The 10,723-nt window shown below is 64.8% G+C and carries 14 protein-coding genes and 1 pseudogene; 9 read left to right on the forward strand and 6 right to left on the reverse strand.

Translation table 11 applies throughout. From position 1 onward, the window contains the following. Positions 1-102: 102 nt before the first annotated feature. Entirely contained in the window at positions 103-1,386 is a 1,284-nt protein-coding gene (locus tag EN745_RS20400; protein WP_127422106.1) for an MFS transporter, read from the reverse strand. Between the two features lie 77 nt (positions 1,387-1,463). On the opposite strand from EN745_RS20400, the gene EN745_RS20405 reads away from it, so the two are divergent. From EN745_RS20405 to EN745_RS20415, 3 genes are all read left to right on the forward strand, one after another. Continuing rightward, positions 1,464-2,081 carry a TetR/AcrR family transcriptional regulator gene (locus EN745_RS20405; protein ID WP_127422107.1) on the forward strand — a complete coding sequence of 206 codons (618 nt, stop codon included), beginning with the start codon at positions 1,464-1,466 and terminating at the stop codon, positions 2,079-2,081. Positions 2,082-2,151: 70 nt separating this feature from the next. Then, on the forward strand, positions 2,152-2,583 hold the full coding sequence (locus EN745_RS20410) for a hypothetical protein (protein ID WP_145992079.1): 432 nt from the start codon (positions 2,152-2,154) through the stop codon (positions 2,581-2,583). A gap of 28 nt (positions 2,584-2,611) precedes the next feature. Further along, entirely contained in the window at positions 2,612-3,202 is a 591-nt protein-coding gene (locus EN745_RS20415; protein WP_126057568.1) for a hypothetical protein, read from the forward strand. A gap of 7 nt (positions 3,203-3,209) precedes the next feature. Here EN745_RS20415 and ppa read toward each other — a convergent pair whose 3' ends face one another. The 5 genes from ppa to EN745_RS20440 form a co-directional block, all read right to left on the reverse strand. Next, the gene (gene ppa, locus EN745_RS20420; protein WP_127422109.1) at positions 3,210-3,752 is read right to left on the reverse strand and encodes an inorganic diphosphatase; all 543 of its coding nucleotides are present in this window, start codon (positions 3,750-3,752) and stop codon (positions 3,210-3,212) included. Between the two features lie 104 nt (positions 3,753-3,856). Next, a complete protein-coding gene (locus EN745_RS20425; protein WP_126057566.1) occupies positions 3,857-4,363 on the reverse strand; it encodes a GNAT family N-acetyltransferase in 507 nt (168 codons plus the stop codon). A 119-nt stretch (positions 4,364-4,482) separates the two neighbouring features. After that, positions 4,483-5,121, reverse strand: coding sequence for a TPM domain-containing protein (locus EN745_RS20430; RefSeq protein WP_127405682.1), 639 nt, complete (start codon positions 5,119-5,121; stop codon positions 4,483-4,485). A 5-nt stretch (positions 5,122-5,126) separates the two neighbouring features. Beyond that, positions 5,127-5,915, reverse strand: coding sequence for a YgcG family protein (locus EN745_RS20435; RefSeq protein ID WP_126057565.1), 789 nt, complete (start codon positions 5,913-5,915; stop codon positions 5,127-5,129). A 226-nt stretch (positions 5,916-6,141) separates the two neighbouring features. Next, positions 6,142-6,780: a LemA family protein gene (locus EN745_RS20440; RefSeq protein WP_126057564.1), complete on the reverse strand. Its 639-nt coding sequence runs from the start codon at positions 6,778-6,780 to the stop codon at positions 6,142-6,144. Between the two features lie 164 nt (positions 6,781-6,944). On the opposite strand from EN745_RS20440, the gene EN745_RS20445 reads away from it, so the two are divergent. From EN745_RS20445 to EN745_RS20470, 6 genes and pseudogenes are all read left to right on the forward strand, one after another. Further along, positions 6,945-7,196: a hypothetical protein gene (locus tag EN745_RS20445; protein ID WP_126057563.1), complete on the forward strand. Its 252-nt coding sequence runs from the start codon at positions 6,945-6,947 to the stop codon at positions 7,194-7,196. Between the two features lie 12 nt (positions 7,197-7,208). Next, positions 7,209-8,093 (forward strand): pyridoxal kinase PdxY, encoded by an 885-nt coding sequence (gene pdxY, locus EN745_RS20450; protein ID WP_126057562.1) that lies wholly within the window; start codon positions 7,209-7,211, stop codon positions 8,091-8,093. Next, a complete protein-coding gene (locus EN745_RS20455) occupies positions 8,090-8,857 on the forward strand; it encodes a DUF429 domain-containing protein (protein ID WP_126057561.1) in 768 nt (255 codons plus the stop codon). Before pdxY ends, EN745_RS20455 begins: the two co-directional genes overlap by 4 nt. A gap of 146 nt (positions 8,858-9,003) precedes the next feature. Further along, positions 9,004-9,648 carry a carbonic anhydrase gene (locus tag EN745_RS20460; RefSeq protein ID WP_126057560.1) on the forward strand — a complete coding sequence of 215 codons (645 nt, stop codon included), beginning with the start codon at positions 9,004-9,006 and terminating at the stop codon, positions 9,646-9,648. Between the two features lie 8 nt (positions 9,649-9,656). Further along, positions 9,657-10,070, forward strand: a complete 414-nt coding sequence (locus tag EN745_RS20465) for a nuclear transport factor 2 family protein (protein WP_126057559.1) — start codon at positions 9,657-9,659, stop codon at positions 10,068-10,070. An 83-nt stretch (positions 10,071-10,153) separates the two neighbouring features. Further along, a pseudogene (locus EN745_RS20470) lies at positions 10,154-10,723 on the forward strand (peptidase M3); the annotation flags it as partial.

Genomic DNA, 10,723 nt, shown 5'->3' on the forward strand with positions numbered 1-10,723 from the left:
GGGGTACTGGAAGGAATGGGACGTCGGTGTCCTCTGGAACACCCCTCATCCGTCGCCTTCGGCGACACCTTCTCCCACAAGAGGAGAAGGGGCAGTCGTGTCCTACGCCGGCTGCGGCTCCGGCTCGAAGGCCGGCTTGCTCGTGTTGATCAAGAGCGAGATGCAGGCCGCCGCGATGCCCGTCATGCCGGCGATCAGGAAGGCCAGCTCGTAATTGCCCTGCAGCTCGCGCATCGTGCCGCCGAACGCCGCGGCCGCCGCCGCGCCGACCTGGTGGCCAGCGACGATCCAGCCGAACACGATCGGCCCGCTGCGGTCGCCGAAGGCCTCGTTGGCGAGCCTCAGCGTCGGCGGCACGGTGGCGATCCAGTCGAGCCCATAGAGCACGGCGAAGATGATCAGGCTGACCGCCGAGAAGCCGGAATAGGGCAGGTAGATCAGCGACAGGCCGCGGATGGCATAGTAGACGCCGAGCAGCTTGCGCGGGTCGAAGCGGTCGGTGAGCCAGCCCGACAGCGTCGTGCCGATCAGGTCGAAGATGCCCATCATCGACAACAGGCCGGCCGCCTGCACCTCGCCGATGCCCATGTCGCCGCAGAAGGCGATGAGATGCGTGCCGACCAGCCCGTTGGTGGTGAAGCCGCAGATGAAGAAGGTGGCGAACAGGTACCAGAACACCCGCGTGCCGGCGGCGCGGCGCAACGTGCTGAGCGTGTGCGCCAGAAAATTGCCCTGCGAGGCGGGCGATACCGGCGGCACGTCATCCGGATCGGCGCCATAGCGCACTTGGCCGATCGAGGCCGGACGCTCCGGCACCAGCAGCCACACCACCGGCACCAGGGCGGCGGTGGCGATCGCGATGGCGATGGCGACCGGCTTCCAGCCACCCGCCTGCGCCAGCGAGGCGAGCAACGGCAGGAAGACAAGCAGGCCGGTGGCGCTCGAAGCCGACATCAGCCCCATCACCAGGCCGCGATTGGTCTTGAACCAGCGATTGACGATGGTGGCGCCGAGCACGGTTGCGACCGCACCCGAGCCGATGCCGGAAAGCACGCCCCAGGTGATCAGCAGATGCCACGGCTTGGTCATCAGCAGGCTGAGCGCCGTCGAGCCCGACATCACCAGCAACGAAATTAGCAGCGTGCGGCGCAGCCCGATCCGCTCCATCAACGCGGCGGCAAACGGCCCGGTCAGGCCATAGAGGAAGATGCCGATCGCGGCAGCCAGCGAGACCACGTCGCGCCGCCAGCCAAAACTCTCCTCCAGCGGCAGCATCATCACCGACGGCGCCGAACGAAGCCCGGCCGCGATCAGCAGGCAAAGAAAGATAACGCCGACCACGACGAAAGCGTAGCGCTGGCCAAACGGACGAGACTGAGCTATCATGTTACTGACCGGTACGTTGCAATTGGATGGGGCTATGAATACGTACCGGTCAGTAACATTGTCAAGCGAGTCGTGGCATGCCACCGGACAAAAAAATTGAAGCATCCATCAGCGGGGATCACGCGCCGGCGCATCCGAAGGCCGCCGACAAGATCCTCGACGTGGCGCGCGACCTGTTCTACCGCGAAGGCATAAGAGCGATCGGCGTCGACGAGATCGTCAAGCGCGCCGGCGTCACCAAGCCCAGCCTCTACCGCAGCTTTCCCTCCAAGGACGAACTCGCCGCCTCCTATCTGCGCAAATACGATCTCGAATTCTGGGAGCGCTTCGACGAGGCTGTCGATGCGCATCCGGGCGACCCGCGCGCGCAGATCGTGGCTTTCCTCACCCGCGTCGGCAAGCGCACCCAAAAACCCGACTATCGCGGCTGCGGCATGACCAATGCGGCGGTGGAGTATCCCGATCACAGTCATCCGGCGCGCATCGTCAGTGAGACCAACAAGCAGGAACTGCGCCGCCGCCTGCGCGCCATGGCGGCCGCAATGGGCGCCGCCGATGCCAACACGCTTGGCGACGGCCTGCTGCTGCTGATCGAGGGCGCCTATATCAGCGGCCAGCTGTTCGGCCTCGGCGGACCGGCGGCGTCGGTCGCCCGCAACGCCGATTTGCTGATCGAGGCCAGCTTGAACAAATAGCTCTCTTGCGATCCACTACAATCGCAAGCAGTATCTTTGCCATGCCCCATCGAGAGCCGCAGGTTGCGAATTGAATCTCGCTCAGATGATTTTGGACGACCTGAAAAAAATGTTCGGGATCAATTACCTGAAACGGGGGCGTCCAGAGTTGATCTCGCAGGAGGAAAAAAGGGATATCGCCACTGTCCTCGACTTGAATGAGTACGCAGTCAAGGAAGCCGTCCTGCGCAGAGTGCTTTTCCTGCTTCTGATCTCGTCTGCGCTAAATTATTTTATCGAAAAGGCGCACGGCGTCGGCTCAACGGCGAGCATCCTGACCGCGTCGATATGTTCGGTCGCTTTGGTGTTTTTGTATCTGGATGTTTTTGTCCCCATTGTCCTGCTCGCCGTCTGGGTGTCACTGCTCGCAATCTGCTGGATGGACTATCAAGCGTTCCTCGCATCCGCTTTGTTTTCCGCGTTGTACGCCCTGTATTTTTTTGCGAGGCTTAGGGCCAGATAGCAAAATTACCGACGGGAATGTATTCGCGATGCGTGCGCCTCTGATCCCGCTTGCCCTCGCCGGTCTCTGCCAGGCGGCCCATGCCGGCGACATATCCAGCGCCTACACCGATCTGGACTGGGAGAGGGATTGCGTAACCTATGCGCAGGCGGCCGAGGGCGAAGGCGATTGGGCGAGCCTCGCCTGCTCCGGCTATCGCGGCTACCCCGTGCTGATCGGCTACGACGATGCCCGCGAATCGCTGTTCTACGGGTTCCCGTCCGGCGACATGACCTCGGTCTGGGAAAGCTTCTCCGGCCTCAACACGGCCGGGCCCAAGGTGGAATGGCGCATCGAGACCAACGGCGACGTCGCCATCCCCTTCGCCGTCATCCACCGCCGCGAGGTCAGCAATCCCGATGACGAGAACAAGCCGACCCAGGTGCTGGTCGTTGCCAAGGTGGCCCAGCCGGACACCCAGCAGGGCTGCACCATCGGGCTGGTGCTGGCCACCGGCAACCCGCAGGCCAACGACCAGGCGCGCAAGCTCGCCGACGAGAAGGCGAAAGGCTTCGCCTGCGGCAAGGACAAGCGCGAGGTGATCGGCAGCGTGCCGGACTTCGGCCGGGTGGATAACTGAGCCGAGACTACTTCGCCGCCTTCGCCACCTTCACCCGTTCGATCGCCTCGACGATCATCTTCTTGGCGTATTTGGAATCGTGCCAGCCCTCGATCTTGACCCATTTGCCGGGCTCGAGATCCTTGTAGTGCTCGAAGAAGTGCTGCACCTGATCACGCGTGATCTCGGGCAGATGCGTGTACTCGGTGACGTTCTCGTAGCGCAGCGTCAGCTTCGGCGACGGGACGGCGATCACCTTCTCGTCCTGGCCGGCATTGTCTTCCATGATCAGCACGCCGATCGGCCGCACATTGATGACGCAGCCCGGCACCAGCGCGCGCGTATTGCACACCAGCACGTCGATCGGGTCACCGTCGCCCGACAGCGTGTGCGGCACGAAGCCGTAATTGCCGGGATAGCGCATCGAGGTATGCAGGAAGCGGTCGACGAACAGCGTGCCGGCCTCCTTGTCCATTTCATACTTGATCGGCTCGCCGCCGATCGGCACCTCGATGATGACGTTGACGTCTTCCGGCGGGTTCTTCCCGGTGGCAATCGCTTCGATGCGCATAACTCAAATCCCTCTCTCGATTTGTCAGACCGATAGCGGCGGACGCGTCATGGTGCAATGCGGCGAATCGTGCGGGGAGAATAACGACGCCGAAACGCGGGCGTTCATTCCCAGACGAAGGCGACCTTCTTCAGCGCCTTTTGCTCGAATATCTCGACGCCTTCGGCGATGTCGCGGCCGCCGGCGCCAGCATAGAAAGCAAGCGCGTTCTGGTTGTCCTCAAGCGCCCAAACCACCATGCCGCGCAGGCCGTGGTCGGCTAGCCGCGCGCGGGCCGCGCTGAACAGCCGGCTGCCGAGCCCGATGCCTTGGTATTCCGGGCGCAGATAAAGCTCGTAGATCTCGCCCTGCTGGCGGAGTTCACGGGCGCGATTCTTGCCGATCGTGGCGTAGCCGGCGATCGTGCCGCCAATCTCCACCACCAGCACGGTGGCGGCGCGGCGAATCGCGTTCGCCCACCAGTCGGCGCCGCGGCGGTTGATCATCGAGGTCAGCGTGCGGTGCGGAATAATGCCGGAATAGGCGCCGCGCCAGGCCTCTTGATGCACGTCGGCGATGGCCGCCGCGTCGCGCGGCTCGGCCTTCCTGATGTCGATGGTCAGCGTGTTCATGATTGGTTAACCATAAACCCGCATCGCCGGATTGCAAAGAGTCCGGCCCACGGCATCCGCGCTTTCGCACAGGCGAACAACAGGGCGCGGGAGGGCTCAGCGCAGGTTTAAGACTAATCTCAAATCTCGACGAGATGATCGTCCAGCTCGTTGGCATCGCCCGCTGTGACAGGGAAATGTTCGGCCAGCACCGCGCCAACCGATTCGACGGCCTTGATGAACCCGTCGGCGAGCCGGTCGTCGCCGGCATGCGCGGTAAGGTCGCGCACCACGCCGTCCCAGACATGCTGGCCGACCTTGCTGTTGATGCCGCTGTCGGCGACCACCTCGGCATAGCGCTCGGCGATCGAGACGAAGACCAGCACGCCGGTGCGCGCAGCGGTGCGATGCACGTTGCGGGCAAGGAACTGCTTGACCGCATTGAGATGCGCCGCCTGGTAACGCAGGTGGCGCGGCACGAAATGGATGCGCAATCCGGGCAGCGCCCACAAGAGCACCAGCACCGAGGCCAGCGCCAGGAGCTCGGCGAAAACAAAATGCGGCAGGCGGATCGACAGCCACCAGGCCTCCAGCCCATAGGCGACGGCAAGGCTGGCGACGAGCATGGCTAGCGTCGTCATGAAGGCGGCGGGAAAGAAATAGCCGTCGCTGGCATGCGCCACGACGCAGTAGATCTCGCCGTCGGTCCTCGCCTCGGCGGCGCGGATCGCCTCGGCGATGCGCTCATGATCCTGCGGGCTGATCGGTCGTGTCGCCATGTGTCTCACCAGCTTCCCGAGGAGCCACCGCCGCCCGACGAACCGCCGCCACCGGAGAATCCGCCGCCTCCGCCGCCCGAGGACCAGCCACCGCCGGAGCTCCCCGAGGACCAGCCGCCGCTGGACGAGCGCTTGCCGGGCTCGAAGGTCATGCCCAGCCAGCGATAGCGGCCGGGGCCGATCCTCTGGCCGAAGATCGGTGGCAGGATGGAAGCGGCAAGGCTGAGAACGAGGATGGTGATCCAGACTGCGATGAAGATCGAGAAGAACAAATCGTCTGAATTGAATGGCGCCTGCTCGTTGCGCTTGCCGCGCGCCTCCAGTTCCTCCGGATTGCCTTCCAGCACCATGATCATGTCGTCGACGGCCTTGGTTATGCCTCCGGAGAAATCGCCGGCGCGGAAGGCCGGCACCATGTCGTTCTCGATGATCAGCTTGGTGTGCAGGTCGGTCAACGTGCCTTCCAGCCCATAGCCGACCTCGATGCGCATCCTGCGATCGTTCGGCGCCACCACGAGCAGGACACCGTTGTTCTCCTTGGCCTGGCCGAGCTTCCAGAACCGGAACAGCCGGTTGGCGTAAGGCTCGATCTCCTCGCCACCCAGGCTGGGGATGGTTGCGACGACGATCTGGTCGGAGCCCTTCTTCTCGAAATCGGCGAGTTTTTTCGTCAGCGCGGCTTTTGTTCCAGCGTCGATGATACCGGCATTGTCGACGACGCGACCGGTGAGCGCGGGCAGATCGGCGGCGAAGGCGGTGAGAGGGAGGAGGAGGAAGCAGACGAAGCTCAGCAAGACGCCAACGAAGGCGTTCTGGCGCGCGCCCCTATATCCTGCCGGACATCTCCCCCACTTGGGGGAAGATTGACGGCTCGACCACCAGCCCTCCCTTTCAGACGTTGGGGAATGGCGAAGGCGAACGCGACGAACAATCTCCCCCCCTGGGGGGGAGATGTCCGGCAGGACAGCGGGGGGCGCGAAGGAACGCAAGGCTGGCAAGCTCGGTAAACTAACTCGTCGTTCAACCGCCCTGCTTCGTGCCGAAATCGACCTTCGGCGGCTGCATCTTGTCTTCCTCCACGGTGAAGTTAGCGAAGGGCTCGTTGCTGCGGAACCAGAAGGTCGCCCACAACACCGACGGGAAGGTCTTCAGCGTCAAATTGTAATCCTTGACCGCCTGGATGTAGTCGCGGCGCGCCACCGCAATGCGGTTCTCGGTGCCTTCGAGCTGCGCCTGCAGCGCCAGGAAGTTCTGGTTGGCCTTGAGGTCGGGATAGGCTTCCGACACCGCGATCAGCCGCGACAGCGCGCTGGTCAGCCCGGCCTGGGCATCCTGGAACTTCTTGAGGGCCTCGGGATCCTTCAGCGTTTCCGGCGTCACCGTGATCTGCGTCGCCTTGGCGCGCGCCTCGACCACGGCGTCCAGCGTGTCCTTCTCATGCGCAGCATAGCCCTTGACCGTCTCGACCAGATTGGGGATCAAGTCGGCGCGGCGCTGGTACTGGTTCAGCACCTCGCTCCAGGCCGCCTTGGCGTTTTCCTCCGCCGTCGGGATGGTGTTGTAGCCACAGCCGGCAAGCAGCGGCAGCACGATGGCCATCATCAGAATGGCCGGCAGATGGCGGAAGATGGAGGGGGAAGAGAGGCTCTGGGCAAGCATGATTTGGGTCCCTCGTCGGAAGTTGCACGCGAAGCATTACCACAATCCGCGTGCAAGAAAATGACCCGGCCGGAAAGCTTCCACTGCCATCCCGCTGCCCTGCAGGCAGGCCCTGTGAATGGCCGGGCGAACAGGCTAAGGTCCCGGCTGAACAGGACATTGCCATGGCCGAGCGCCAGGACAGCGACAAAGAATCGCGCCGTATTCTCGAGCGCGTGGAGCGGGAGACGAACCCGGGCGGCACGTCGTTCATCGCCCGGGCGGCGAAAGGCGCGCGCGACCATGTCAACGCCGCGGACGCCGACCGTTCGGACCGGATCGACTATTGGGGCACCCGCATCGGCAGGGTGCTGGGGCTCGTCATCGCCTTCGGCCTGCTGGCCTGGCTGGTGTATTTCGCCACGCGTGGCGGTTAGGACCGGACATCCATGAATGCTGAAAAAGCCGGCGCGCCGCGCGCGGTCATCGTCATCTCCAGCCATGTCGCGCGCGGCTCTGTCGGCAACCGCGCCGCCGTTTTTGCGCTGGAGACACTGGGCTTCCCGGTCTGGGCGGTGCCGACCATCGTCCTGCCCTGGCATCCAGGCCACGGCCGGGCAACCCGCATCGTGCCGCCGCTCGACCAGTTCAAGGCGCTGATGGCCGATCTCGAGCGCGCGCCCTGGCTGGGCGAGGTCGGCGCGGTGCTGTCTGGCTATCTGGGCGAGGCCGGCCAGGCCGAGGCCGTCGCCTCGCTGGTCACCGCCGTCCGGGAGAGGACGCCGAACGCCCTCTATATCTGCGATCCGGTGATGGGCGATTCCGGCGGGCTCTACGTGCCGGAGCCGACAGCGGCGGCCTTGCGCGACCGGTTGATGCCGATCGCCGACATCGCCACGCCCAACCGCTACGAGCTGGAATGGATGGCCGGGGCACCGCTTGCCGACCTGAAATCGGTGATGGCGGCAGCCCTTCACGCCGGTCCCTCGACCATGCTGGTCACCTCCGCGCCTTCGATGATGGCCGGCGGTACCGGCAACCTCCTGCTCGATTCCAGGCAGGCGTTGCTTGCCGAGCACCGCCTCATCGACAAGCCGCCGAACGGGCTGGGCGACCTTACGGCCGCCGTCTATCTGGCGCGCATCCTCTCCGGCCAGCCGCCGATCAAGGCGCTGCAGTCGACCACGGCCGCCGTCTACGAGATCCTGGCGCGGACCGCCAAACGCGGCGGCGACGAACTGCAGCTCGAGACCGACGCGCAGAGCCTGTCGCATCCGATGGCGATGGTGCAGCTGCGCCACCTCCTGCACCCGGAGCGGGACAAGCGGGCGTGACGGCCGGCGTGCTGGTCGGCGTCGACGGCTGCAAGGCCGGCTGGATCGCCGTCCATCGTCATCCGGATGCCGCTCCGTCGATCTCCGTCTTTCCAGGCTTTGCCGCTTTGCTCGCCGCATTGCCCGCCGGCGGCGCCACGATCGCCGTCGACATGCCGATCGGCCTCCCCGACTTCTCGCAAAGGGGAGGACGCGGCCCGGAGGCGATCGTGCGGCCGCTGCTTGGGCAGCGCCAATCGAGCGTGTTCTCGATCCCCTCGCGCGCGGCGCTCTATGCCGAGACGGACGGCTTCACCACGGTCGAGGCCTGGTACGCCGCGCATCGCCGCGCCAGCGAGGTCGCCAAGGCGAGTTCCGATCCGCCGCGCGGCGTCTCGATCCAGGCCTTCGGCATCTTTGCCAAGATCCGCGAGATCGATGCCCTGCTGATCGCGCGGCCGGAGTTGCGCGGCCGCGTCTTCGAATCGCACCCCGAGGTCGCCTTCTGCCGGCTGAATGGCGGCCAGGCCATGGCGCTGCCGAAGAAGGTCAAGGGCGCGATCAACCTCGCCGGGATGGAGGAACGCAAGGCGCTGCTATGCCGGCATGGCTATGAAAAGAGCTTCCTCGATCAGCCGGCACCGAAGGGAGCCGCCGCCGATGATTTTCTCGACGCGGCAGCGATGATGCTGATTGCCGGCCGCATCGCCAGTGGCGAGGCAAGGCCGAATCCGGACCCGCCGCTGTCGGATCGTTTTGGCATTCCAGTCGCCATCTGGGCATAGAGCGACAGGTTGAGCCATGTCCGCCGCATCGCGATTGCGACGGAGCCATCCGCAATTCGGCATTGCTCGCGACCGGCTTTTGCCGTTAGAGGCTTCTCCAGACTGAAAGTGCCGCATCCAACCCGGAAAGGGTCCAGACGCCGCCCATGCCCCATCTTCCCGAACATCTGCTCAACGGCTATCGCAATTTCATGAACGGCCGCTATCCGGCCGAAAGCGGGCGCTACCGCTCTCTGGCGCGCGAAGGCCAGGCGCCCGAGACGATGATCGTCGCCTGCTGCGATTCGCGCTCCGCCCCTGAGGCGATCTTCGATGCCGGCCCGGGCGAGTTGTTCGTGCTGCGCAATGTCGGCAATCTGGTGCCGCCCTATGCGCCGGACGGCGAATTCCATTCGACCTCCGCCGCGCTCGAATTCGCGGTGCAGAGCCTGAAGGTAAAGAACATCGTGGTGATGGGCCACGGCCGCTGCGGCGGTATCCGCGCGGCACTCGACCCGAATTCCGCGCCGCTCTCGCCAGGCGACTTCATCGGCAAGTGGATGAGCCTGATCGCGCCCGCCGCCGAGACCGTGTCGTCCAGCACCTTCATGACGGCGACCGAGCGCCAGACCGCCCTGGAGCGCATCTCGATCCGCTACTCGATCGCCAACTTGCGGACCTTCCCTTGCGTCTCCATCCTCGAAGGCAAGGGCAGGTTGTCGCTGCACGGCGCCTGGTTCGACATCTCGACAGGCGAGCTGTGGGTGATGAACAAGGAGACCGGCGATTTCGAGCGGCCGGATCTGGGGTGAGGCCCGCGATGCGGATCGTTTCCCAGGGAACCGCGATAGCCGCCGCGCTGTTCTTTTCGGTCCTCGCCGCCCGCGCCGATGACGGCGCGCTGATCGACCGCTGGTATTCGGCGCTGCTCGTCGCCGACCGGACGGAGCTCTCGGATTTGCTTGCCGACGACGTGCGCATCAAGCTCGACGACCTTGGCGTCGTGCAGACCAAGCAAGAGTTCATCGCCTCGATCGACGATTGGCAGGGCGCTGTCGCCGGCGCCGCGATCCGTCATCGCATCGAGAAGTCGGAAGCCGGCGTCACCACGGTGATCGCCTGCTACGACTTCCCCAACAACGACATGCTGATGCACGAGACCTTCTCCGTCGCCGGCAACCGCATCACCGCCAGCACGCAGGCGGCGATCGCCGAAAGCTGCGAGGCCTACTGACGGGCCCACCGCGCGGTTGCGCGCGACAAGCCCGCGCCCTACATCGGTCTCGCCTCCCATTGCCACCAATCGAAAGTTCTTCAATGTCATCAGCCGTCGATCTCGCCGCCCATCCGCTGACCAAATGGCAAGGGCCGCTCGGCCTGCCAGATTTCACCCGCATCGGCGATGGCGATTTTGGCCCCGTCTTCGACGCGGCGCTGAAGGCGCATGAGGCCGAGATCGATGCGATCGCCGGCAGCAGCGAGGCGTCGACGATCGAGAACACGCTGGCCGCGCTGGAACTCGCCGGCGAGGCGCTCGACCAGGTTTCGTCGATCTTCTGGTGTCGTGCCGGCGCGCACACCAATGAGGACATCCAGGCGCTGGAGCGCGACATCTCGCCGAAAATGTCCAGGCATTTCTCGGCCATCTCGATGAACGAGAACCTGTTTGCCCGCATCGACGACCTCTACCAGCGCCGCGAAAGCCTGAAGCTGGATGCAGAGACGCTGCGCGTGCTGGAAAAGACCTGGAAGGGTTTTGTCCGGTCCGGCGCCAAGCTCGACGCCGGCGGCAAGAAGCGGCTGGCCAGGATCAACGAAGAGCTGTCCTCGCTCGGCACTAGCTTCGGCCAGAACGTTCTGGCCGACGAGCGCGACTGGGCGCTGTTC

The organism is Mesorhizobium sp. M4A.F.Ca.ET.022.05.2.1 (assembly GCF_003998845.1).
Lineage (GTDB): Bacteria > Pseudomonadota > Alphaproteobacteria > Rhizobiales > Rhizobiaceae > Mesorhizobium.

Bases quoted from the DNA above. Each gene is read 5' to 3' on its own strand.
- pdxY (WP_126057562.1), top strand. From the start codon at position 7,209: ATGAATGCTGAAAAAGCCGGCGCGCCGCGCGCGGTCATCGTCATCTCC.
- EN745_RS20425 (WP_126057566.1), bottom strand. From the start codon at position 4,363: ATGAACACGCTGACCATCGACATCAGGAAGGCCGAGCCGCGCGACGCG.
- EN745_RS20465 (WP_126057559.1), top strand. From the start codon at position 9,657: ATGCGGATCGTTTCCCAGGGAACCGCGATAGCCGCCGCGCTGTTCTTT.
- EN745_RS20445 (WP_126057563.1), top strand. From the start codon at position 6,945: ATGGCCGAGCGCCAGGACAGCGACAAAGAATCGCGCCGTATTCTCGAG.
- ppa (WP_127422109.1), bottom strand. From the start codon at position 3,752: ATGCGCATCGAAGCGATTGCCACCGGGAAGAACCCGCCGGAAGACGTC.
- EN745_RS20400 (WP_127422106.1), bottom strand. From the start codon at position 1,386: ATGATAGCTCAGTCTCGTCCGTTTGGCCAGCGCTACGCTTTCGTCGTG.
- EN745_RS20430 (WP_127405682.1), bottom strand. From the start codon at position 5,121: ATGGCGACACGACCGATCAGCCCGCAGGATCATGAGCGCATCGCCGAG.
- EN745_RS20415 (WP_126057568.1), top strand. From the start codon at position 2,612: ATGCGTGCGCCTCTGATCCCGCTTGCCCTCGCCGGTCTCTGCCAGGCG.
- EN745_RS20405 (WP_127422107.1), top strand. From the start codon at position 1,464: ATGCCACCGGACAAAAAAATTGAAGCATCCATCAGCGGGGATCACGCG.
- EN745_RS20460 (WP_126057560.1), top strand. From the start codon at position 9,004: ATGCCCCATCTTCCCGAACATCTGCTCAACGGCTATCGCAATTTCATG.
- EN745_RS20440 (WP_126057564.1), bottom strand. From the start codon at position 6,780: ATGCTTGCCCAGAGCCTCTCTTCCCCCTCCATCTTCCGCCATCTGCCG.